This window comes from Ekhidna sp., assembly GCF_964218185.1.
Classification (GTDB): Bacteria; Bacteroidota; Bacteroidia; order Cytophagales; family Cyclobacteriaceae; genus Ekhidna.
The window spans coordinates 256,585-281,905 of record NZ_CAXPLV010000004.1 but is presented as its reverse complement, the minus strand read 5'-3'; the positions used below and the strand labels follow the sequence as shown (position 1 = coordinate 281,905).

Sequence of the window (25,321 nt, the reverse complement as noted above, 5' to 3'; positions counted from 1 at the left end):
GTAAAATATTAGTGCTCCCAAACCTTTCTTCGGATATAAAAAAGCTCAACATGCCTTTTGATCTTTTCCACCCTCTTAGTTAATCGATTGAGATATCTATACATTACAACTTCCTGAGCATACACTCTTCCCCCATAAGAATGTGTTCCAAAACCAGCTTTATAATGATTTGAGTGCTCCTCAATTTTTGATTGGTAAGAACATTGCTCTCTAAAAAAGCTGGTAAAAGCAGTTGGATTGAATTTTTGATCCAACCTATCCATGTGACTTAAAATCCGGGTGATAGTTCTTGTGGAATGATTGTAGGTGGTATTCTGGAGATCCGACTCCAACATATCATGGTACTCATGAATCTGATCTAACAAGCCGAAAATCGTTTGTCTGTAACTATCATCACTACAAAATGCTTTGAGATTTTTATACTTCGAAAGCTGCATCATTTCCGCATCCAGATTCACTGACAGAAACAAAATTCTCTCCTCAACCTTATAGAGCTCAGAGAGGTGAGCTCTTTTTGCATGAAGGCTAAACGAGGATAGTAATACAAAAGCGATAATTGAAGTTTTCATATTCAAATCAACGCTGATTACTTTAATCAGTGAATAGCAATTATTTGGTATTTTATTTACTCGAAATACTTACGCTGGTCATCGAATTCTAAACCTATCAGATAATTAAAAACCATTAGTTAAACTCATTCGGTATACTTTTATGAATTGAAAAAATTACTGAATGCCTGTATCATATATTGCTCATAAAGGACGGAAAATTCTATATGTCAATTTCAAAGACATGAAATCCAAGGAGGTGGTGTTAGATAATCTTGAAGAGATGAAAAAGCACTACCTGGAAGCAACAGAGAAAATCTATCTATTGCTAGACGTGAGAGGGACATTTACTGATCCGGAAGTAATGGATAGGCTCAAAAGCTATGGTAAGCAGTATTTCAAAGGGAAGTCTGAAAAAAGAGCTGTGCTTGGCGTGAGTGGGATAAAGAAGATTATGCTGAAAGGGTATGCGCTGGTCACTGGGACCGAGGTACAGCCTTTTGATTCTGAAGAAGATGCCAAAGACTACCTGGCTTCTTAGCTCGGCACTCTGATTCTAAATTCACTACCCCACCCTGAAAACTTATAAAAAAACCCTGCATGTAAACTACAGCAGGGTTTTTAATAATATCTAAAATTAAAACCGACTACTTTTTGAAAACCTTGCTCAATTGCGAGGTGTTGTTTTGAATGATATCCAGAAGATACATTCCTTGCTCCATAGTGGAGATGTCCAGCTCTATATCATTTGCACCATCCACTAAAGTCACATCTTTGAAGAGTAGTACCCTTCCATTCATATCCATCAACCTAAACTTTACTTCCTCATCTTTATCACCTTCTATACGAATAGTCAATCGCTCTACAACCGGATTAGGATAAACGATAAATTCTTCGACTACTTCCAATGTTTCTTCCACTGCTGCTTTATGAAGCTCAACTAGACTACTACCTCCAATCGATCGTGCATCGGCTGTATTAATCCCCGTGACAAAGATTTCATCAAGGTATACATCATCGCTATTGCCGGAAGCATCACAACGAAATCTCACTCTCATGTTGGAAGCAAAATTCACCATGCCTGGATCAACGACAACTGATGCTGCGTAGAATATATTATTTTCAAAATCAGTACCTCTGGCGAATGAAGCTACGGTCACATAAGACGAACCATTATAAATCTGCACCCAGAAGTCCTCTCCGTTCTCCATGGAAACAGGGAGAAAATTGAAATCAATTCTAACTTGATCATATCCCGTGATATCAACACCACTGGAATAGGTGATCACAGAAGAATTCGTGTTGTCCTGAATGCCTGCAGATCCAACTCCTGCAAAAGCTCGTGAAGCATCTGAAGATAGATAGGCGTCTTTACCTCCGTCAGAAAAGTTACCCCAGCCTGACTCAAAGCCATCATAAGTCAAGAGTGTCTCACTCGACCCAGATGCTTCACCATACCTCAATCCAAGACCTGCACTGTTGTCGGTGGCATGAGGGGTCCACTCGGAGGTGGTATACACATCATTGGGTGCGTCTATCGCATCATCTCTTCTCAAGGTAACATCCTGAGCATAAGTAGCGGAACTGTTAAAAGCACCAAGTATATCGATCAAGGTACCATCCTTGAATAGACCTACTGCATCATTACCATTGAAAGTCAATTCCGTATTGCCGCCAGTAAAGTCTGCTTTAGAAAGCATATCAGCATTCGCTGATGAATTGGCTAAAACATATACAGAGCCATGATTTAAAGTGCCACTCAAGGCTATACCGCCAGACCAGTCTCCTGAGCCATTGGCTTGCTTCTTCACCACATAGCCGGTCATATCAACGCTTGCACCAGATGTGTTTGCGATTTCAAGGGCTTTATTGTTGCTGCTTCCTTCGATGTATTCTGAGAAGTAAAGTGCTCCTGTCACCACCGGCGTTTCACCTGTGATCGAAACAGCAGCTGATGTAGTGCTGGCTCCATCGTTATCAGTAGCGACAGCTGTCAAGCTCATGCTGCCTTCCACCGCAGTAAAGGATGTCTGATAAGGAGATGATGTATCGGTTCCTACCGAACTCCCATTGACAAAAAACTCTACAGATGTAATCGAGCCATCCGAATCACTTGCGGAAGCAGTCATATTTACTGCATCACCTGTTGTAACCGTTGCTCCACTTGATGGCGCTGTAATATTCACCGAAGGAGCAGCATTGGGAGGCGTCACATTCATGGTGTGTGAGCCGAGATCTCCAAAGTAATCGGAGGCATTTGATGTCCATTCAGAAGTGGTGTAAGTAGCATTGGGTGAGGTGATGTCTGCATTCCTGACCAAAGTAACATTGGCTCCAAAAGTTGCAGTGCTGTTGAATTCACCGATTGCATCAATCATGACACCATCCTTGTGTAAGGACAAGGCATCATTACCATTAAAGTTCAGTTCTGTACTGCTACTTGTAAAATCTGCCTGCGCTAAAACAGCTGAAGAAGCTGAGGAATGTGCTAGTACATACACATCACCATTGACTAGAGTACCTGACAAAGCAATTCCAGCGGACCAAGCACCGGATCCATTAGTTTGTTTCTTCACTACGTATCCTGAAAGATTAACGTCCTCACCAGTGAAGTTTGCTATTTCAATGGCCTTATTATAGGAGGAGCCTTCAACGTACTCTGAGAACAGGAGCTCAGTGGCACTACCACCTGACGAAGCTGCACTAACTGTGATCGTAAAGCTTTGAGTAGCAATATCAGTACCATCAGTCACCTCTAGAGTAACAGCATGATTTCCTACGTCACCGGCAGCCGGGGTACCACTCAACGTACCATTACCATTGCCGCTGTTAGTAAATGTAAGCCAGTTTGGAAGAGTAGTAGCAGAAAGTGTGCGAGTGCCACTTCCTCCGGAGGTTGTAATGCTGTAGCTGTAGGCAACTCCTTCGGTGGCTGATGTCTCAGGTGATGAAGTGAAGCCTGCAGCTGGAGTACCTCCACCCCAAATCAACGATACATATTCCGGATGATCAATGAATGGATTTCTATTGCCTTGATATCCATAAATGATATCATTTCTATTTTGCTCGTATGCATCTACCGGGTCTTGCTGATGCCAGGCAAGCAAAACAGAGAGTTTCGCATGGAGTGGTGAATTATCCGTAGATGATAACAATGTCTCGGTCAATTCAAGGTCAGGTTCACCAGCTTCTCCTTCATAGCGAGTGGCCATGTAAAAAAGCATACGGGCCACATCTCCCTTTACTGCATCACGCGGCTCCCAGGTGAATGCACCTGAACCTCCTGTATACGAATCAGTAGGCCCGGAATATTGACCGCTTCCATCAATGTATTGCTCAGTCGCTTCGTCAAAATTTCGATTCCCTCTTGCAGAATTAGTGGAGGCGTCCTCTGCCCTGAGGTGATGTACATCAGTACCTGCACCAGCAGTAGTACCAAAATCCCCTCGTGATTTCGCCCACACATGCTCTCGAGTCCAGCCATTTCCACCATCGTACTCGGCAGCTGCATTCATTGAAAATGCCGAGTAGAGTCCTATCACATTGTTGGGGTTGTTGGGATCTACATCCGTCTCTTTTAATATATCCCATGTGTCCGTAGAAGATGATGAATAGGGATATTCCGTATGTCCTTTAATGATTGTATTTAGTGCTGCCTTCAGGTCGGCTCCACTTTTTCCCTGGGCTGCATCATAGTAGCCAGGAGGTATCTGAGCTATAGACACACTTGTGACTAATAGCAATAAAATGCCAAGAATTCTTCTCATAATAAGATCAGTTAGGTTTCGGGTTGTTACGGGTACTCAATTTCGGCAAAAAAAGACGAAATACCTAATTGATGAAATTTTTAGAGATGAACGAATTGTTAAGTTTCATTTCAAATTCCAGCCATCATTAAAATTTAATACTTCAAATTCTCAATTATATATGATCAAATTTTGTTGCTGCTGTAACTTGACTCATTCGCTTATTTTTGAACCATGGCACAAAATCAAGTCTCAATTCAATCAAAGCTATCAGGAGGTGGAGCTACCATTTTCTCGGTCATGTCGAAGCTCGCTACAGAGCACAGAGCAATAAATCTAGGTCAGGGTTTCCCGGATTTTGAATGCGATGAGAAGCTAAAAGAGCTGGTATCGAAGTATGTAACCGATGGGATGAATCAGTACTGCCCAATGGCCGGACTTCCAAAACTTAATGAGACACTGAGTAAGAAAATGGAAGGGCTGTATGGCATGCCAATAAAGCCAGACACGCAGATTTGTGTTACGGCAGGAGCTACCCAGGCACTTTACACAGCAATCATGGCATTTGTGAACACAGGCGATGAAGTGATCATTTTTGAGCCCGCATACGATTGCTACACTCCACAAATACACCTGGCAGGAGGTGTGGTGAAGCCATATTCGATGACCTATCCGGATTATGCCATCGATTGGGATCGGGTAAAAGATATGGTCAATGATAAAACGCGCATGATCATCATCAACACCCCACACAACCCTAGCGGCACAATATTATCCAAAGGAGATATGCAGTCCTTGGAAGCGATTGTAAAGGACACCAACATTATTGTTTTGAGTGATGAAGTGTACGAGCATTTGATCTACGATGGTGAAGAGCACCAAAGTATCATGCGGTTCCCTACTCTATTCAATCAGTCAATGGCGGTGTTTTCGTTTGGGAAAACACTACACGCTACCGGATGGAAGATGGGATATGTTGTTGGTCCAGAGTATTTGGTAAGCGAGTTTAAATCCATCCATCAATGGAATGTATTTTGCACAAACTCCTTCGTGCAGTTTGCAATTGCCGATTACCTGAGTGATTCAAAAAACTATACCTATCTCCCCTCATTCTTTCAAGAAAAAAGAGACACCATGAATTCGCTACTGGCTGATACGCCACTCACTCCCAAGGTGGCAAAAGGTACATATTTTCAGGCCTACAGCTATGCTGAGGTTAGCGATATGGATGATCTGGCTTTCGCTAAATACCTGACCACAGCTATCGGGGTGGCAGCTATACCTATGTCACCATTCTACACCAATCCTCCCGGGGATAAAGTCATTCGATTGTGCTTTGCTAAGCGCACTGAGACCATCGAAGCAGCAGCTGAACGATTGATGAAATTAAAAGGTTGAAAGGGGGATGAAAGAGAACACAGCCAGCACCTATTTCTTTGATTATGGTCACCCGCTCATCCAGGATTTGATTTCGGAGTTCGCTCCCCTCCAATCAGATCAGGAGAAAGCCATAGGACTGTACCTAAAAGTGCGTGATGGCTGGAGATACAATCCGTATGATATACGTTTCCGGAAAGAGGCGCTCAAGGCCAGCAGCATCGTTCAAAAAAAACACGGACACTGTATCGACAAGGCCATTCTGTACATTGCTGGATTGAGAGCATTGGGAATTCCGGCCAAGCTTCATTTGGCTAAAGTGAAAAATCACATTGCGGTAGAACGACTAACTGAAAAGTTTGGCACTAATGAGCTGACTCCACACGGGATGGTGGACGTTTTCTTAAACAACAAATGGGTGAAAGCCACTCCGGCTTTCAATCAGGAGCTTTGCAGACTCACCGGAGTAGAGCCTCTTGAATTTGATGGAACATCAGATTCCATTTTTCAGGAATTCAATAATGAAGGAAAGGAATTCATGGAGTATCTGGACGATTATGGCTCGTTCGAGGATATGCCTTTTGAATTCATTCAGAAAAATATGGAGGAGAATTATCCCAACCTAAAAAACCTCCTAAATGAAGCTGGTGAGCTAAAGCTTTAGCCTATTCTATTCTTCCCAATGCTCGCTTCAAGAAATCATTGCTTATGGGCTTTGAGATAAACTCTCTCACAACGGGAAATTTCTTAGCCTTTATTTTATCCTCTGGATCAATAGATGAGCTAAGAATATAAATATCCATATCCGTAGTGGCGGTGGTGCTGGTGGTGCTGGTATAATTTTCAAGAAATCTCCAACCACTACATACCGGCATATTCAAATCCAAAAGCAAGATATTGGGAACTACCTCTGGTGCAGAACTCAAGTATTTGAAAATCTCCTCGCCATTGAAAAAGGAGAGAAACTCACATCCATTGTTCAGTTTTTTGATGTATTTCTCAACAATCCAATGGAATACCTCCTCATCGTCTACTAACCCAATAACCTTACTACTCATACTGATTCTTAAAAACTATTTTAAACGTAGTGCCCTTATTCACCTCACTTTCAACAGTAATCTCATCCCCCATCGCCCTGATTTGATTTTTCACCAAAAAGAGCCCTACTCCCTTACTGTTTTTATTGTCATGAAATGTCTTCCCGAAGGAAAAAATATCTGACCCATACTTTGACAAATCTATACCTAATCCGTTATCTATAAAATGCAAAACAACATTATCTGCATTTCTTTCTGTTCTGATGATCACTTTAGGCTTTTCTGTTTGAGAGGTAAACTTGATGGAATTGCTAAGCAAGTTCAACAGGATACTTTCCAAAAAGACCGATGGGTAGCTGATGCGAGGGGCACGCTCAAAATCTGTTTCTATCTCAATGTTATTCTCTAACAGGCCTATTTTTAATAATTCAGAAACCGAATCAAGTATTTGATCAAACTGAACCACAGATGACTGTATGCGATCGTCTTGCTGCATCTTCAATACCTGGTTCAAGTCATCGATGGTTTCCAGGGCTTTATCACAAACATCTTTGATGTATTCTACAGACTGATCTCTATCCTGCAAATCACTACTAAAATAAAGCTCACTCAGTCCTTTAATGCTGCTTAAAGGAGACCTGAGATTATGAGAAACAATTTGTGCGAATTCAAGTAGCCGCTCGTTTCTCCTCACCACCTCGTTGGTTGTAATCTTCAACTGCTGATTCTTCTCCTTCAAAACCTCTTCCATCCGCTTCCTAGCTGTGAAGTTGGAGTAGGTACAAATGACATGGTCTATTTTCTCGAATTCATTCCAAATAGGCTCTGCATCCACCATCAACCATACTCGATCCCTTAAAGTTGGCCTGTAAACTCCCATCACAACTTGCCGAATGGTTTCTCCGGTTTTTATGCTTTGAACGATTGGAAATTCATCTGGCACCATTGGATTTCCATCACCATCAATAACATTCCATTCCGGATCTGTAACAGTTTTACCTTCAAAAGCTTCTTTCGACATACCGAGTAGCTCATAAGCTGCATTATTGAAAATTTTGGGTGTCAAATTTTCATCATAAAGCGCAACTCCAACATTTAAGTTGTTCATAAGAGATTTAAAGCGATTCTCACTCTCTTGCAAGGCCAATTTGGATTGCATCAGTTCCGTCACATCGCTCATCATCCCAAGCATACGAGCGGCTTTTCCGCGTTTCGAAAGAAATGTTCCCTTATCGTATATGTGTCGGTATTCACCGTTTTTTCGCATGAATCGATAATAGACCTCAAAAGTCCCAAGATTAGCTTGCGCCTCTTCCAGTGCTTTAAATGTTTCCTCCCGATCATCTGGGTGTATGAGGTCACCCCATCGATCTATATCTCCCATCTCCTCATTTGAAAAAGAAAGTATCTTTTGCACATTTCCGCTCCACAGAATATTACCCGACGATATATCATAGTCATAAACAATAATACCTGCCGCATCAGCTATCACTTTATGTTTCCGCTCCCACTCTTCACGTTCTATTTGCAACCGCTTTCTGTCAGTAATGTCCTGGATTGTTCCGATTAATAGGTTCATACCGTCCTGCTGATACAATTTTCCTATAGCCTCCAGCCAGTGATAAGTTCCGTCTACCCACATTACACGATGCTCCAGCGTTACGTACCTATCTAGTTCCAAATTCTCAAGCGCATTCGCTACTCGATCCTTGTCGTCATCATGGATCAGCTCGAAATATCCATCAAAAGTCCCATCATAAGATTTAGAAAATTCGAAAAAGTGGAATGAATCATCCACTGACCAATTGATAATACGTTTGGTTAGATTTAACTCACACAGCGTAATTTTAGCGTTAGACAGAGTGGTTCTTATTCTTCTGTCAAGCACATGATTACCAATAAAAGACTCGGTAGCCGGGCTTTCCATTAGCTGGTAGATTTAATGAGTTCTTACTTGTGAGTTCTTAATATCTCTTTAAAAGTTAGCAATTTGTTTGGAAAATAAAAAGCTATTTCGAGTAACGGTAAAATATTTAAATCATAATGCACCAGCTTGATTTCTTTTCTCCACGACCAGATGAACTTAATTTGCGGTAAAGAGTTAGTAAGACATGGCAGAAACCACACATTGGACCGGATCGGAAAAGTATTTGTGCGACCCTGAACTGGCTCAGGCCTTTCACATGGCACGTACATTGGGCATGCCCCTGCTTATTGAGGGAGAACCGGGGACAGGGAAGACTGAACTTCCGATTCACTACGCAAACGACAGAGGACTGGATTTGGAGGTTTACCCTGTGGGATCAAAAAGCAACGTAGAGCAGTTCGTAGCTCGCTTTGATCATGTGAAGTATTTGAGGGATTCACAGATTGAAATCCTGAATGCCCAACGAGAAGAAAAGGGACTGGCACCACGATCCACCAGCGATCGAAATCCGGAGAATCTGGCTGACTATGTGGTGAAAGGTCCGGCGGCTATTGCTTACAGTAAACCCAATTCTGTTCTTTTGATCGATGAGATAGACAAAGCTCCACGCGAGTTTCCAAACGACCTTTTGTATGCACTTAGCCACCGAAAGTTTATCATGCCCGAATCCGGCGAGGTGATTGAGGTTTCGGAAGAAGATATGCCGGCCATCGTCATTACCTCCAATCGAGAACAGGAGTTACCTACCGCTTTCAAGGGACGATGCATCTATCATTACATCCACTTTCCCGAAAAAGATGTGATGGAAAAAATCATTGAAAAACATCATCCCGGATTGGACGAAAAGGTAGTAAGAGTAGCGCTGGATGTATTCTATCACCTCAGAAGACTTGGACTGGAGCGATCTCCTACAACCCGTGAGATTTTAAACTGGCTGAAATACATGAGTGACATAGCTCCCAAAAAAGCCATTGAAAAAATTGAAGGATTGGAGGGAATTGGGGCGCTGATAAAGACCCAGGCCGATATGGAACGTGTCAATCGTATGATTGGTGCTGACAACAATTTTGGCGGACCATCGTGGAATTGATTAACTTTATATCATGGATTCAATAGTAATAAATCCGAAAAATAGGGAGGAGCTAAAACTCATCAAAACTTTACTTGCAAAAATGAAAGTCAAGAGTAAGATCCTAACAGAAGAAGAGATGGAAGATTTAGGTTTAAGTATCTTAATGAGGGATATCGATCGCACTGATACGGTTTCCGAAAAAGATATTTTATCCAAGTTAGCCAGCTAATGGAACTTATATTCCTTAAAAGGTTTCATAAGGATTTAGACAAACTCAAAAATCGGAAGGACAAGGATGCTGTTATTGACTTAATCAAACAGCTAAAGTCTTCAGATCAACTTTCCGATATTTCAGGCATTAAGAAATTAACAGGATTTAAAAATGCTTACAGAATTCGATTAGGCAATTACCGTGTTGGACTATTTGCTGAAAAGGATCATCTTGAATTAGCTAGAATTGCGCATCGAAAAGATATTTATAAAATATTTCCTTAATGCTAAGCTCTCTTCCATCATCGTTTCGAAAGCACGGCCTCCAGGCCGATGTAAGAACCTTGCTCATTCTGAGAAAGGCGATGCAAAAGGGGCTTGTGAAAACACTTGGTGACCTTCACAATGTTCTGAAAGGTATCGTGGTGAAAGAACCCGCCGATATCGGACCGTTTACTAAGGCATACTACGAATATTTCCTACATGTGCCCATTGCCCCGGGACAGACACTTGAAGATGCTATCCTCCGATCAGAGACCTTTAAGCAGTGGAAGACCCAATACATAGACGAAGCAGATAAGGATGTAGCGCTCTCTGATGAGGAGCTCGCAAACCTCTTTCTGGATCAGGTACACCTCACCTCCTATGACATCAAAGAGGTGATCAATGGCAAGGAAATCTGGGATAAAGACAATCCCGACCTGAAGGATGAAGACCCTCAGGAGGTAGACGGACAGCCGGCAGAGCGCGTGCTGGATAAGATGGCTGACTACTCTGACCTCACACTTGAGGAGCTACTGGAGCGTATGGAAAAAGTAAAAGACCAGCAGCGCACCAACCACAGCGGCGGTAGCCACTGGATAGGCACGGGTGGCATCTCTCCTTACGGGCATGGAGGTGCAGCAAAGAATGGCATTCGTGTGGGTGGACAAGGTGGTGGACGCATGGCACGCAAAGTCATGGGTGACAAAAACTATTTTCCGGTGGACAGGGACGCCATCCTTAATGACAACAACGTGGATGCCGCTCTGGCTTCCATCAAAGGGGTGATCGAAGAAAGTGCCGTGGAAAAGCTGGATGTGCCTACCACAATCAAATCCGGGCTGAAGCGAGGTGGACTATTCATTCCGGAACTTACCAGCGAGAAGAATGAAGACCTGAAAGTGATCGTGCTGATAGATAATGGCGGATACTCCATGTCTCCTTATGTACGCACCGTGCAGCAGCTCTTTCGCAAGATGAAGACCCGCTTTGCGCATGATCTTGAGGTATATTACTTCCACAACACCATTTATGACCGGGTGTGGATAGATGAGCGACGAAGCACCTACATTTCTATAGAAAAGCTGCTCATGCACAGCAAGGACTACCGGGTGTTTTTCATTGGGGATTCTGCCATGGCACCCTATGAGCTAAGCGCACTCAGCATCCGAAACATTCAGGCGATTGTGAAGAAGTTTAAAAAGTCTGTCTGGCTCAACCCTGAGCCACTACGCTACTGGCCGGGCACTTACACCATACAGGCGATGAAGCAGCTGGTGCCCATGTTCCCACTCACCCCTCACGGCATAGAGCGAGCGGTAAGGGAGATGAACAAGAAGAATACGGCGGGGTAAACCAAGTTTCAGAAACGGTATATTTGATAGGTTAGTCTTGAGGGTATCCCTAATTTGATAATTATAATGGATAGAGAAACAAAGAAAATACTTGAGTATGAATTTGGATTAGCTTTTCTTGAAAGTCTCGGGGATTATGATTTAGAAAATATAAAACATGATGATAATCCAGATTTTATTGTAAAGACTGAAAAACATATTGGAATCGAACTCACACAGATTTACAATACCATTCAAAGCAAATATCCTCGAATTTATTTAGAAGGAAGTTGGGATTCTCTTATGGATGCTTCAAAAAGAATATGGGAAAATAACAACCTCCCTAATGCTCACGTAAGTATCAATTTTAATCAATACTCACCCATACGCAAATCTAAAATAGAAGAGAAGGCGATGGAGCTCGTGGATTTAGTAAAAAATCATATACCACCAATAGGTGAATCTTGGTCATCAAACAACAATCCAAATTTAGTTTTGATTAACGGCATATCAGGATTTAACATAGAAAGGATTTGTGATTATAATCATAGTATTTGGACATACTATGATCATATATGGTCACCTACGTTAAAGTCATCCATTGTACAGAAAACAATAAACAAGAAAGAATTTCATAGAAAATCCTACCTGAATTCCTGCGACCTAATATGGTTAGTAATGATCATTCATGGAGGTAGGGCTTCAGGTAATTTTATTGTTCCAAAGGATACAATAGAATGTGAATACAACTTCAAGTTCGACCGTGTTTTCTTATTTAATACTTTGCCCAGAACTATTCATGAACTTAATGGAAAAGCTAGGCAGAAATGACGTCATTGTATTTCTTGACCTCCCTCGTCTTCGTTTGTAACGAGGATGACTAAAGCCCCAATCTAAACCCATACACCGGCAGGCCATTTTGCTTAAAGTCCAGATCGAGTGAGCGCTCAAAGCCCATCTTCTCGTACATCCCCCAAGCTACTTTCATGGGTTCGGTCGTATGAATGATCATTTGTTTTAAGCCATTCGATCGGGCTCGTTCAATGCACGCTTCGGTCAGCTGCTTCCCCAAGCCCATGCCTCTGGCCTCATGACTTACCGCCAGTAATCGAAATCCTGCAGCGTCCTTTTCCATAGTCGCCGTGCCTCCAGAGCCATAATCTTTCATATCACCCACATAGACCACCGCACCCAGCAGCCGCTCTCCCTCTTTTGCCACCAGCAGTTCCACACTTTCCTTTTTGGCAAACTCCCCAATATTGGCCAACATCTCATAGTATGCAGGTTGCTCTTCCTTTGTAGCAAATCCGGGCAGGTTTGAATAGACTTCCACCATGAGTTGACCGATGGCTTTATGTTCTTCCGGTTTTGCCTGAGAAATGATTATGGACATAACTAAGTTGTATTCTGCAATCCTAAGCTATTTTTTCGGAATTACATGACTGCAAGAACCTCTTACAGTACTGCAAGAAGTACTTACACCGTTGCAAAGAGTATTTACATCATTGCATGAACCCCTGACGCCATTGCAAAGACCTCTTACATCAATGCAAAGACCATTTACATTGCTGCAAGAAGTACTTACATCGTTGCAAGAACCATTTACATCAGTGCAAGAAGTAGTGGTAGCAGTGCAAGAGGTGATTACACGACTGCAAGAAGTGCCGGATGCATTACAAAGAGGTGTTTCACCACAGCAAGTAGATCGTCATTATGGAAATAATGAAATAGGTGGTTAAGGTTGCCGCTCCTGCATAGTCCTGCGCCACGCGCTGACCAAAAAACAATGCAAGGATGGAGAGGGTGGAAAGTTGTGCTCCGATCAATCCTACTTGTGCACTACTCTCAAAAATGAAGAAATAGATTCCTGCTGCACAGCATACGCCGGATGCCACCTCAAGTACCGTGATCATCGGGATCATCAAACCAGTTATTTTTTTGAGTGGACTATTTGCAAAATGGCCAGTAAGCCACTCCTTATTGCCTTTATAGTTTAACACTTTGTCAAGTCCGGACTGGAGAAAGAGAATGGCAAGAAAGGCCAGGCAAAGAACCGGGGCAGAAAGAAAGATAGATTTCATAGGCTGAATTTTCAGCCCAATTTAATGAATCCCGTATACTTAAACTTTATAGATAAGTTTAGTTTCCAACATCCCTGTAGTCCCCTCAAGGGGACAATCAAAAAAATCAAAACCTAGAAATAACGAGGAGTTACGATCTTGTTTTTGGCGAATACAAATCGGTAATTGATCATAAATTCATGTGAGCCTGAATTGACCTGACCTAGATCAGAAAGCGTGTAATCATAAGCATACCCAAACCGTAGCTGCGGATTGATTTGCAGATCAAACAATAGATCGATGGAATCGCCAGATCGGTAGGAAAGTCCAAACCATACCAGATCATTAATGATTAGGTTGGCATTGATATCCATTTCGATAGGTGCTCCAGATACTGACTTAATCAAGGTGCTTGGTTTCAATTTCAGTACTGGTGAAAGGTCAAATACATACCCGGCTGTTGCGAAGAAGTGTCTTATCTGCTTTGATTGCACATCTGAATTATCTCCCGATCCAATTTCATTGTTCATCATTACAGGTATGGAGGCTCCAGCGTAAAATCGCTCTGTGGAGTAAAACAATCCTGCTCCAAAGTTGGGAGACGCTTCGCTGATGTTGGATTGAAGGTTAGGATCATTGACTCCCAGATCACTGTAGTTGATGCTGCTGGATCTTAAGCCTCCTTGCAATCCAAAGGACAAGGTCCCTTTTGACATTTGCATTCTGTAAGCATACGATAGATAAAGGGTGTTTTGCTCGGTCACGCCCAGCTCATCGTGAGCGAAGAAGGCTCCAAGCCCAATATTTTTTCCAGGAATAGGTGAGTGAACGGAGAACGTCTGAGTCCGCGGGGCACCTTCTATGCCTACCCATTGGACCCTTGCCAGTGCGGTAGCACTGATTGACTCATGGCTACCCGCATATGCCGGATTGATAGCCAATCCGTTAAACATATATTGAGTGAACATAGTCTGCTGCTGAGCATTTAGAGAAAGAATAGCAACAAATGTGAATAGTAGAAGTAATAGTCGTGATCTCATTTCAATTTCCTTTAATACAAAGCAACTAAAGCAAGGAGATGAAAAGGGCTATAATTCGCCAATGGGAGGGTATTTCACGGTGAATAGCCCATTTTTCGGGTTGGTGTTTTTTTACAAAAAAGGACAGCCAATGGCTGCCCTTTCCAACAAAACATAGTGTACTAACCTACTTGTTCACTACTACAAATCCTGATATCGGTTTGCTACCATCACCCAGGTTGATCAGATAATAATAGGTGCCATCAGGCACCACCCGATCACCGTAGGTCAAGCCTTGCGTTACCTCACTTGACCATACTCTGGACTGATTGTCGTAACCATTAATTTCGAATATCTTATTTCCCCATCGGTTATATATCTGAACATTGTTATTGGGATAGAACTCAATGTCTTTAATGAAGAAGAAGTCATTGATGCCATCGCCATCCGGAGTGAATCCTTTTCGAGGAGTTACTGCTTCGCATACGTCTGTATCCAGATAGTTGGGGATTCCATCTTCATCGCAATCATCATTATTTAAGTCCCCGTCTCCGTTGGTATCCTCATCTTCGTCTAGTACTCCATCACCATCCGTATCACAGGTGTCCGGATCCTGGAAATTTGGAATTCCATCTTCGTCGCAATCATCGTTGTATGGATCACCGTCTCCATCTGTATCTTCATCCTCATCATCCAATCCGTCACCATCCGTGTCACATGCATCAGGATCAAGGAAGTTTGGAGTACCATCATTATCGCAATCATCATTGTAGAAATCGCCATCGCCATCCGTGTCTTCATCATTATCCAGGATGCCATCACCATCTGAGTCACAATAGTCAGTATCCAGATAGTTTGGTGTGCCATCATTGTCACAATCATCATTGGTAGGATCGCCATCTCCGTCCAGATCTTCATCCTCGGTGTTTATGCCATCACCATCGTCATCCTCATCCAGGTAATCAGGCGTACCATCTCCGTCTGAATCATCATTGGTTGGATCACCGTCCCCATCAATATCTTCATCTTCGGTGTTTATACCATCTCCATCGTCATCTTCATCCAGGTAATCAGGTGTGCCGTCACCATCGGTATCATCATTGGTAGGATCACCGTCCCCATCAATATCTTCATCTTCGGTGTTTATACCATCTCCATCGTCATCTTCATCCAGGTAATCAGGAGTGCCATCACCATCGGTATCATCATTGGTAGGATCACCATCTCCGTCCACATCTTCATCTATGGTATTCACTCCATCTCCATCGTCATCCTCATCCAAATAGTCCGGTGTACCATCTCCATCGCTATCATCATTCGTTGGATCTCCATCTCCGTCTATATCCTCATCCTCGGTATTGATTCCATCCCCGTCATCATCCTCATCCAGGTAATCTGGGGTCCCGTCACCGTCAGTATCATCATTCGTAGGGTCTCCGTCTCCGTCAATATCTTCATCTTCGGTATTGATTCCATCGCCATCATCATCCTCATCCAGATAATCTGGTGTTCCATCGCCATCAGTATCGTCATTGGTAGGATCTCCATCACCGTCTACATCTTCATCTATGGTATTTACTCCGTCACCATCATCATCCTCGTCCAGATAATCTGGTGTTCCATCACCATCGCTATCATCGTTGGTAGGATCACCGTCACCGTCAATATCTTCATCTACATCAAGTATTCCATCACCATCGCTATCACCGGTCAAAATGGTCAACTCCAAAGTGCTAGTATCAACTGAGCTATTGCCTGCTGCATCAGTACTTGTCACCACTACTTCGTTGGATCCATTTGTATCTGGTGCGAAAGTGCCCGAAGCTGGGGTAGCTGTCTCCGTATCAACCGACCAATTGCCGGATGCATCTGCAACCACCAGATAAGTAGCTCCTCCAACCTCGACCTGCACTTGACTACCTGGCTCTGCAGTTCCATTTAGCACAGGTGTAGTATCCACGGTTGTTTGACTTTCTACTGTAGGTGCTACAGGATCTGTCGTATCGATCGTAAGCTCAAGGTTGGTTATATCAAAAGTTGAATTACCTGCGGCATCAGTGCTTTCTACGATTACCTCATTTGCACCGTTGACATCAGGAGCAAATGTGCCGCTGGTTGGAGCCAATGTTTCCGTATCGATTGTCCAGTTTCCGCTTCCGTCAGCAGTTACTTCATATGTGGCGCCTCCTACTTGTACCGTGACAGTACTTCCAGGTTCGGCCGTGCCTCGAATCACAGGTGTCGGATCATTGGTAATCTGACTGAATACCTCTGGTACTTCCGGGTCAGTGGTATCAATGATCAATTCATTTGAAGTAGCATCTTCATTTTCACATGTCCCATCGTTTACAGTGACGATCACCTCATTAGCCCCATTAACATTTGGCGCAAAGGTTCCGGCATCCGGTGTGTTTGTATCAATTGTCCAGGTATTTCCACCTGTTGCTACAGTATTAAATATGGCCCCAGCTACCTCCACCACTACATTGTTACCTGCATCTGCCGAACCTGTAATGGTCGGTGTTGTGTTATTTGTAACCTGAAAGTCCACGGTTGGTACGGTTGGAAGTGGGTTCACCGTCAATGTAATCGGATAATCCGTCTCGCATCCTGTTGTTGTATTGATCACCCTGAAAGTAGCGTTGTAAACAGCCGGAGCAGCATCTGTTGGTACAGATATGTTGATAGGACTAGCACCCAATGTTGCATTCAAGACGTCCGTAAAACCCTCTCCTTCTGCAATCGCATCAAAATCCAGTTGATATTTATTCGGGTTGTTTGTTGGGCCGGAATAAGTAAGCTGTGTATTTGCTTCACCAAAACAAACCTCAGGATTTGAACCAAGTACTACCGTTGGAGACGGAGGGTCATTTAATGTTGTTGCAAGTGCATTAGAGGTACAGTTATTGATCGTAGCTGTAATTCCGGTATAAGACTCTGCTGATAATCCGGAGATGGTAATGTTTCCGCTTCCATCCGAAGTTAAGCTCTGTGAAATGCTACTCGTTGTAAAATATCTTACTGTATAGAGTGTTGTAGCCTCTAGTCCAGTAATCTGGATACTTCCGTCATTTCCACCACAGGTAGATGGATCGCTCGTAGTTCCCAAAGTAATTGTTGGAGTTGGTGGGTCATTTAGTGTTGTAGCCAGATCATTGGAAACGCATCCCCCGGCATCAGTAACATTCATCAGTGTGTAAGCTCCAGCAGTGAGACCACTCACAATGTACTCACCATCAGCATCGGATGTAATCGAAACAGTTGTAGCGGCTACACCATCCAACTCATAATTCAAATCATAAGTAGTATTTTCAGCTAAACCAGTAATCTGGATTGTTCCTTCTGTACCGCCACAGGTGGTTGGGTCAGAGGTGATCCCTAGTACGATATCCGGTGGAGTTAATACTAGTGAAGGGATGATGTTTGATTGACAACCTGAACCGATTTCTAAAACACTTATGTTCGTGTAAGTACCAGCGGTAAGGTTGGTAATCACGTAAGTTCCCCCTGTTGGCGAAACACCATTTATTGTGGTTGTTGTACCACTTTTGGTATAAGTGACATCATAGGTGTCCAGGTCATTTAGACCATTCAAATCAATTTCACCATCCGTATTTGCACATGTAGAAGGGTCAGTCCCCACCGTGGAGCTTATTGTCGGTGGTGTAGGGTCTGCAAGAGTCACTGGTCCGTCTACCTGATTGGAGACACAACCATTTTTAGTCACCTGAAAATCAGTATAGTTACCGTCTGAAAGTCCTGAGATTATCAATGTTCCGTCAGCCTCGGATGAAATTCCATTCACTGTTACAGTTGCACCATCAGCTTTATAGGTCAAATCGTACGCCAGACTATTTTCAAAGCCACTTAGAACGATTTGTCCATCAGCACCCGCACAAGTTGTAGGGTCTGATGAGGACTGAACAGCAATTGTGGCTGTAACAGGATCGTTTAAAATAAATGGACCTGTCAAGGTGTTTGACGTACAGCCAGCTGCTGTAACGCTGACATTTGTAACATTTCCTGCTCCAAGGCCTCCTATCTCAAGATTACCGGTACCATCTGAAGTAATGGTTGTTGAAACAGACGAGCCCTCAAATTCATAATCTACCGTATAGCTTGTGGAGGCGTTCAAGCCAGTTATCTCAACACTACCGTCAGTTCCTGAGCATGTAGTGGGATCATTTACCTGAACAAAAGAGATTGTTGGTGGGGTTGGTTCTGTTAGCGTTACATCAGGGTCTTCCACTGATGAACAGTCATTTACAGTAATGCTTAGATCTGTGTATGTACCATCACCTGTCGAAATGGTAGCTGCACCGCCATTTACGCTTACATTGTTAAAAGAGCCAGCTGCATGAGTTATTGTATAGGAACCATCCACAACATTTGTAAATGCTAACTCGATTGTTCCGTTACCCCCACAGGTTGTTGGGTTGGTTGAACTATTTACTGCAATCGTTGGGATAGCCGGATCTGAAAGCACTACATCTACATTTCCTGTGGATTGGCATCCTGAAATGGTAATGCTGATATCATTGTAAGTCCCCTCTGAGACAGTCAAAGTAGCTGTCCCGCTGGTTACGTTCACTCCCAAAATAGATTGTGGATTGGAGAGGTCATCCACATAGTCAATGGTATAACTACCATTTGGTACATCGGTGAAGCTTAGGTTTATTTCTCCGTCAGATCCTCCACACGTTGATGGGTCAGCACTGCTTACCAGGCTTACACTTGGTATCGCTACAATGGTGGCTGTGCCTGTAGTTGAAGATTCATTCCCAGCATTATCCGTTATCCGTGCTGTAATCGTATAATCATTTCCACCAGCAAATGCGCCTAAAGTACCACTAGCTGGTGTATCAGCACCAGTATCCACAGACCAGTCTCCAGCTCCGTCCGGAATTACAGCGTATGTTGCACCATTAATCTCTACCTCAAGATTTTCTCCTGCATTCAATGCCGATCCTGTTCCAGTAGTACCTTCTATTACCAAATTATCTCCTTCACATATGGTCTCATTTGTAATTGATGGTGTTGCTGGAGCCGTAGTGTCGATGGTCAGTTCGTTCGTGGTAGCATCAGTTATGCTATTGCCTGCTTCATCGGTGACTGTTACTTCTATATCGTAGGAGATTCCATCCACAAATGCGCCTAGTGTGCCACTTGAAGGGGTTGCTGTTTCTAAATCTATGGACCATTTGCCATCGGCATCCGGAATTACATCATAGGTGGCTCCATTTATCATTACCTCCATTGTTTCACCCGCTGGAAGCGCCGCTCCTGTTCCTGTAGATCCGGTAATTACCGGGCTTGTGTCATTGGTAGTTTTGCTATCTACTATTGGAACCGTAGGTGCTGAAGTATCTATAACCAATTCATTCGAAGTTGCATCTGTGGATACATTTCCAGCTTCGTCTGTTACGGACGCAACCACTTCGTAGGAACCGTCTGTAAATGCACCTAATGTTCCGCTATCAGGAGTATCTACCCCTGTATCAATGCTCCAACTGCCATCAGCAGCGGGAGTTACTACATAGGTCGCTCCATTGATGGTGACTTCCATAGTCTCCCCTGGTTGTAGGGCTGCTCCAGTTCCCGTGGTTCCGGTAATTACCGGACTAGTGTTATTTGTAGTTTGACTATCCGAGGTTGGAACTGCTGGCGGTATATCATCATAGACAGTGCTTGCTTGTGCAGCAGCTGTGCTAGCATTTCCCGCGCCATCTTGGGCCGATCCAGCAGGTACATCAATGGTAATGTCTCCACTTCCATTTGGTGTGACTACAACAGTAAATGTATTGTTATCCACCTTGACAAAACTTGATGCCGATCCATTCCCAATATTGATATCTGTGATATCAAATCCGAATACATCTTCATCAAACTGAATGGTGACGGTGTAAGGATCAGTACTGTTTACTATAGCTGGCTCGCCCTGAATATCAACTCCAGGCCCGCTAGAGTCAATCACCAATTCTCCACTCGTTGTATCAGGAGTAGTCCCTCCCACTCCATCATCAATCACGGCATCCACATCATAGGTGCCATCCATCGTGATAACCCCCGCAGGAAGAGCCAATGACCAGGTAGTACCACTGATTGTCAATTCAGGATCGACTCCTAATTCATAGGTTTGTCCTTCTACCGTAACAAAAAGTGTTTCTCCTGCTTCGATCACCGCTGAACCAGTTATGGTTGGAGTAAAGGTATTTGCCGTCTGTGCAACAACCGTGGGCTCGGCTGGTGGGTTTAGTGCAATGGTAACAGTTGTCACGTCCGGGCACAGCCCTCCAAAAGAGTACTCAATTTCATATGTACCAACGATTGATTCGGACAAATTTATCTCGCCCGTCACCTGATCAATGGTAATCTCACTAGGTGCAGAAAAGTCACCTCCTGTAAACCCAATAATATCAGGAGTTGGATTACTACCTGTAGTATAGTAGATAGGAGAATCATATTGTATAGTAGTGTTGCTTACACAAGTCTGTGTTGTTTCATTTTCGTCTGTATCTGTAGGATCTCCGTTTCCATTTGGATCAGGGTCAGTTCCTCCGGTGGAAAAATCTTGCTGATCAGGATTAGAACCATCATTGGGACCAACATCTTTTGTAGAAACTATTGCTTGATTGGTATATGTTGGAAATGAAGCTCCTGACATATCAATGCGAACAACAAATCGAATGACTACTATTTGTGAAGGATCAATTTTGGTTTCTGTTGCTATTTGAAGCATTTGAGTAACCGCGTCTCCATCAAAGGAAGGATTGATCCCACCCTGAGAAAAGCTACCGCTTATTACCTGAGGGGCACTTTGAAGCACTGCAGTAGCCCCAGACGGAAGACCGGAATTAATATTTTCAATGATCTGAACATTGTCAGCATCATTCGCAGAGCTAAAATTTTCCACGTATAGGTCGTACGTTACATCAAAGATGCTACCACTCACATTATCTACACTCACCTCATTCTTAGCAATACCTACATCCGCCGGACAAAGTGCGACTTCAAGTGAAAATGATTGTTCAGATGATTGACATCCAGCCAAAATTCCTTTCGCTGAATAATTTCCCGGAGCATCTACAAAAAGACTTGCATTGGTTTCTCCATTTAGTTTGATACCATTTCTATACCACTGATAAGAGTCAAACCCTGCAGCAGTAAGCTCAACAGGTACGTTCTCAGGAATACATGCAGATGCGTCATACCCATTTGGAGATTCGACAACTGGTGCTGTTGTAAAGCCTGAGAAGAATCCAGCTGCTCCAACTGCACCACTGGCATTGGCAAGAGCTACCCGTAGCGGCCTCTCACTTTCCACTGAAACATCTCCTGTATAACCTGTTAGTTTGTATGTTACGTAGTTGGAATTGCCATCTACCACTTTTTGATCTCCAGTGGGAATGTCAACCCCATTCACAGTCACAATTACCGGATTGGAATTGAATTCTTTCTCTGCTATTATCTGCAACACAGCAGAACCAAGCTGATCTACATCGCTTATATCCACATTGGTACCCCCAAGACAAACAATCGGAGGTATGAAATTCATACCTACTTGCTTTTCATTGCTATCTACTGCTCCATTTAGCCCCTGATAAACATAAACAGGTTGGTTGGAGCTGATGTGCATATTTTCGCCTGAAGTGGAAGAAGTATAAGCTGTAACATCAAATCTGTGATAATCACCAGCGTTTAATGTTGCTGAAGGTGTTGCACTTCCATTTAAGAAAATTTCAGTACCATCTACACCAGCAACTACAATCACATTTTCATTCGTGGAACCTTCACCTTTTACAAGGATGTATTCAAATCCGGTTTCTTCAAGTGACGCAATCTGATCTATACCAATATCTCTACCACCTTGTGTCCCCCCCGGTGATCCACCTAACCATGATCCGGTGTTAACAGCTATAGGCTTATCTGAAGATATTCTAGTACCATTCACATCATTTAGGTTGGCGGCTGCTCCTTGATCCGCATATGCCGCTAACACATAAGATTCTCCTTCGTCCAGGTTGACAGTAATTGTTGATGGAGTAGCTCCACCAAATCCCTCAAATTCCACCTGGTTACCAGCTCCATCGTCATACTCGCTCACAACTACTTCTGTGTCATCTTCTGTAGCCATGAAGCTAATGATGTGTGCTTTGCGATTGGTAGCACCTGAGGTGTTGTATATATGACCTGAACGGAACTCAGTACCGAAACCTGCAGTACCTTTTGAAGTCATCGAAGCACCCTGTGCTCCCGCCACCACTCTGACGCTGGCAAAGAAAGCTTTATTGGCTGTGAGAATAAGTCCTTCATCTGAAAGGACGCTGGCCAGCTGAGCTGAACTTACCAGAAACTTAGTGGATGTTCCCCCGGTTCCGAAATTAATGGTGGCTGGGGCCGATTGACTAATCTGTTGCGTATAAAGTAGATTTCCAGCTCCATCTGTTACTGTGACATCAAAAGCATCAGTTTGTGGCGTACTAAGCAATAGAAAAATTCCTCCTTGCCCGGGATCTACCCGTGCGTGCATGGGAGGGATGTAGTGCTTGGTATCTAACTGCGCATTGGCAACAAATCCGTTAAATAATAAAAATAGTGTAGTTGTAAGTAATAGTAGTTTTCTCATAATTCCATTTGGATTCCTAATGTCCACTTCAAATATCATATGATACAAGGTTGACAAAGCGAATTACTCGATGGTTGACCCCAAAAACCCGTGAATGGAAGTTTTTCCTCGATTGAAGAAATTGGGGCTATTCTTTAATTCCTGTGATTAGGAATTCAGTTCTTCTATTCAATTGATGCTGTTCTTTGGTACACGGCTCGCACTCCACCTGCGGATTAGCTTCTCCATTGCCAGTGGCCTGCAATCTGGAGGGATCTACACCTCGCTCGACCAGGTAATCGAATGCCGCGTTTGCTCTTCGCTGTGATAAAAGTAAGTTGTACTTGTCAGGACCTCTTTTATCCGTATGAGAGGATAATGAAATGATCAATGATGGGTGCTGATCCATAAAAATGATCAGTTTCTCAAGTTCTTCTTTACCCACTACTCTCAGTTCAGATTTATCAAAATCGTAATAGATTGGATTGATAGATAATGCTTGCCCAACACTGTATTCTCCAGAAAGGCTATCGGCACCCGTACCTACTACAGCTATAAAATCAGCAACAGAGGCAGGGAGATCGACCGGAAATTTAGGAACTGGCACAAAGTAGACTTCTACCAGACTCTCAACCTCATCACCATCCTTAATTGTAATCTTCTTCTCATCTACCAGACGATAGTTGTTTTTCACACCAGACACTTTCCATACAGCAGGAGAAATATCCTCAACCGCAAACTCTCCATTTTCTTTAGATCTTCTATAAATCAGCTGACCAGATCCATCCTCTATGAAAAGATCTACTCCTTCCAGAGGTTCATTGGTCTCTTGATTATAAGCTATTCCTCTCAGGATATAGAAGTCTCTTTCGAAATAGTAGATATCATCTTTCAATGAATCTACCCTTGCTGAAGTAAAATAGCCGGATCGAAACCGGTCATTGGACACCAGCCCAAAATCATCTTTGCTGCTGTTGATTGGATATCCTACGTTGCTCACTTTTCTAGGCATAAACCGATTATCAAGTGTAGCTTCGAAAATGTCCAATCCTCCAAGTCCTCCTTTTCCATCTGAGGCGAAATAGAGGTTGCTTGCAACCAAAGATGGAAACATTTCTTTTCCGGCAGTATTGACACGTTCGCCTAGATTTTTTGGCTGAGACCAACCATCACCTTCTTTATAACTCACATAAAGATCAGACTCACCAAAGCCTCCTGGCATATCTGAAGAGAATATTAGCACCGTACCTTCGTCATTGATGGCGGGGTGACCCACTGAATAATCATCACTATTGTACTTAAAAGGTTGGGTATTTTTCCAACCACCCTCACCGTCGCTCTCAGCGAAAAATAGTTTTAGCCTTGTCACTCCCTGATCATCTTTCTTTAGTCTTTTACCAACCAAATTATTCCGAGTGAAGACCACCTTTTGATCATTATCATAAAAAGCCAATGGACCCTCATGATATTTCGTCTGGATGTCTTGAATGAATCGAGTGGCTTCTGTCTCCCCTTTCTTTGCCATATATAAATCGAGGAATTCCGACTCGTCCCAATTGAAATTTGTCTTTACCCATTTGTTTCCTGATGGACGTGAGGAAGCGAAAACTACACTGCTATCATAGATAGCCGGACTGAAGTCGAGACCAGGAGAATTAAATTCCAATCGCTCGATTGTAAATTTTGAACTATCTGAGAAAAACTGATGGAAGTCATCCAAAGCAGCAAGCTTTTCATTCGCTCGTGGGTCATTGGCTACTTTGTTTTGATATCGACCGTACCACTCTTTTGCCTGATCATACTTTCCGTTTGAGGAAAGTGCCTGTGCGTAGAGGTAGTAAAACTCGGCATCTGATGCAGGGTCTTTCACTACTTTTTCCAGGTACTTTTCAGATTGCTTAGTATCGTTCATATTGCGGTAGCATAACGCCATCTGCTGATGGATATAAAGTGAATCTTCTGCATCCTCAAGAGCAGCATCATACAGGTCTGCAGCTTTGGCATAAGAGTACTTTCCGAAAGCATCATCCGCAGCTCTTAGTGTCTTAAATGTGACTTGGGCCTCCGTTAGGAGGCATGAAAAAATGGCTATATTTATAAAAACGAATCTCATATTAAATTCAAT

General features: G+C 43.1%; 18 protein-coding genes. 9 read left to right on the top strand and 9 right to left on the bottom strand.

The genetic code is table 11. The features are described 5' to 3' along the window. Positions 1-8: 8 nt before the first annotated feature. Entirely contained in the window at positions 9-569 is a 561-nt protein-coding gene (locus ACEQZT_RS05070; protein WP_370087879.1) for a hypothetical protein, read from the bottom strand. Positions 570-732: 163 nt separating this feature from the next. Here ACEQZT_RS05070 and ACEQZT_RS05065 point away from each other — a divergent pair, with 163 nt between their 5' ends. After that, complete coding sequence (locus ACEQZT_RS05065; protein ID WP_370087878.1) at positions 733-1,089, top strand: hypothetical protein; 357 nt, start codon at positions 733-735, stop codon at positions 1,087-1,089. Between the two features lie 106 nt (positions 1,090-1,195). Here the strand turns inward: ACEQZT_RS05065 and ACEQZT_RS05060 are convergent, their stop codons facing one another. Then, positions 1,196-4,315 (bottom strand): endonuclease, encoded by a 3,120-nt coding sequence (locus ACEQZT_RS05060; RefSeq protein WP_370087876.1) that lies wholly within the window; start codon positions 4,313-4,315, stop codon positions 1,196-1,198. A 213-nt stretch (positions 4,316-4,528) separates the two neighbouring features. On the opposite strand from ACEQZT_RS05060, the gene ACEQZT_RS05055 reads away from it, so the two are divergent. Together ACEQZT_RS05055 and ACEQZT_RS05050 are read left to right on the top strand one after the other, a co-directional pair. Continuing rightward, positions 4,529-5,692, top strand: a complete 1,164-nt coding sequence (locus tag ACEQZT_RS05055) for a methionine aminotransferase (RefSeq protein ID WP_370087874.1) — start codon at positions 4,529-4,531, stop codon at positions 5,690-5,692. A gap of 7 nt (positions 5,693-5,699) precedes the next feature. Continuing rightward, on the top strand, positions 5,700-6,335 hold the full coding sequence (locus ACEQZT_RS05050) for a transglutaminase family protein (protein WP_370087872.1): 636 nt from the start codon (positions 5,700-5,702) through the stop codon (positions 6,333-6,335). Position 6,336: 1 nt separating this feature from the next. On the opposite strand, the gene ACEQZT_RS05045 is transcribed toward ACEQZT_RS05050, so the two are convergent. Together ACEQZT_RS05045 and ACEQZT_RS05040 are read right to left on the bottom strand one after the other, a co-directional pair. Beyond that, a complete protein-coding gene (locus ACEQZT_RS05045) occupies positions 6,337-6,729 on the bottom strand; it encodes a response regulator (protein ID WP_370087870.1) in 393 nt (130 codons plus the stop codon). Beyond that, positions 6,722-8,635: a PAS domain-containing protein gene (locus ACEQZT_RS05040; RefSeq protein WP_370087868.1), complete on the bottom strand. Its 1,914-nt coding sequence runs from the start codon at positions 8,633-8,635 to the stop codon at positions 6,722-6,724. Before ACEQZT_RS05040 ends, ACEQZT_RS05045 begins: the two co-directional genes overlap by 8 nt. 184 nt (positions 8,636-8,819) lie before the next feature. Here ACEQZT_RS05040 and ACEQZT_RS05035 point away from each other — a divergent pair, with 184 nt between their 5' ends. The 5 genes from ACEQZT_RS05035 (at position 8,820) to ACEQZT_RS05015 (ending at position 12,343) form a co-directional block, all read left to right on the top strand. Then, the gene (locus ACEQZT_RS05035; protein WP_370087866.1) at positions 8,820-9,725 is read left to right on the top strand and encodes an AAA family ATPase; all 906 of its coding nucleotides are present in this window, start codon (positions 8,820-8,822) and stop codon (positions 9,723-9,725) included. A 13-nt stretch (positions 9,726-9,738) separates the two neighbouring features. Continuing rightward, the gene (locus ACEQZT_RS05030) at positions 9,739-9,936 is read left to right on the top strand and encodes a hypothetical protein (protein ID WP_370087865.1); all 198 of its coding nucleotides are present in this window, start codon (positions 9,739-9,741) and stop codon (positions 9,934-9,936) included. After that, complete coding sequence (locus ACEQZT_RS05025; RefSeq protein ID WP_370087863.1) at positions 9,936-10,202, top strand: type II toxin-antitoxin system RelE/ParE family toxin; 267 nt, start codon at positions 9,936-9,938, stop codon at positions 10,200-10,202. The genes ACEQZT_RS05030 and ACEQZT_RS05025 overlap by 1 nt, the downstream gene beginning before the upstream one ends. Further along, positions 10,202-11,533 carry a hypothetical protein gene (locus tag ACEQZT_RS05020; RefSeq protein WP_370087861.1) on the top strand — a complete coding sequence of 444 codons (1,332 nt, stop codon included), beginning with the start codon at positions 10,202-10,204 and terminating at the stop codon, positions 11,531-11,533. Before ACEQZT_RS05025 ends, ACEQZT_RS05020 begins: the two co-directional genes overlap by 1 nt. 66 nt (positions 11,534-11,599) lie before the next feature. Then, the gene (locus ACEQZT_RS05015) at positions 11,600-12,343 is read left to right on the top strand and encodes a hypothetical protein (protein ID WP_370087859.1); all 744 of its coding nucleotides are present in this window, start codon (positions 11,600-11,602) and stop codon (positions 12,341-12,343) included. Positions 12,344-12,392: 49 nt separating this feature from the next. Here the strand turns inward: ACEQZT_RS05015 and ACEQZT_RS05010 are convergent, their stop codons facing one another. Next, positions 12,393-12,905 carry a GNAT family N-acetyltransferase gene (locus tag ACEQZT_RS05010; RefSeq protein ID WP_370087857.1) on the bottom strand — a complete coding sequence of 171 codons (513 nt, stop codon included), beginning with the start codon at positions 12,903-12,905 and terminating at the stop codon, positions 12,393-12,395. Between the two features lie 154 nt (positions 12,906-13,059). Between ACEQZT_RS05010 and ACEQZT_RS05005 the strand changes: the two genes are divergently transcribed. Further along, positions 13,060-13,251, top strand: coding sequence for a hypothetical protein (locus ACEQZT_RS05005; protein WP_370087855.1), 192 nt, complete (start codon positions 13,060-13,062; stop codon positions 13,249-13,251). On the opposite strand, the gene ACEQZT_RS05000 is transcribed toward ACEQZT_RS05005, so the two are convergent. From ACEQZT_RS05000 to ACEQZT_RS04985, 4 genes are all read right to left on the bottom strand, one after another. Further along, positions 13,201-13,593, bottom strand: a complete 393-nt coding sequence (locus tag ACEQZT_RS05000) for a DoxX family protein (protein WP_370087853.1) — start codon at positions 13,591-13,593, stop codon at positions 13,201-13,203. The two genes, ACEQZT_RS05005 and ACEQZT_RS05000, sit on opposite strands and share 51 nt — an antisense overlap. Before the next feature lie 113 nt (positions 13,594-13,706). Next, positions 13,707-14,612 carry a type IX secretion system membrane protein PorP/SprF gene (locus ACEQZT_RS04995; RefSeq protein WP_370087851.1) on the bottom strand — a complete coding sequence of 302 codons (906 nt, stop codon included), beginning with the start codon at positions 14,610-14,612 and terminating at the stop codon, positions 13,707-13,709. 166 nt (positions 14,613-14,778) lie between these two features. Continuing rightward, a complete protein-coding gene (locus ACEQZT_RS04990) occupies positions 14,779-23,217 on the bottom strand; it encodes an Ig-like domain-containing protein (protein WP_370087849.1) in 8,439 nt (2,812 codons plus the stop codon). Between the two features lie 127 nt (positions 23,218-23,344). Next, positions 23,345-25,309 carry an OmpA family protein gene (locus tag ACEQZT_RS04985; protein WP_370087847.1) on the bottom strand — a complete coding sequence of 655 codons (1,965 nt, stop codon included), beginning with the start codon at positions 25,307-25,309 and terminating at the stop codon, positions 23,345-23,347. Positions 25,310-25,321 lie beyond the last annotated feature (12 nt).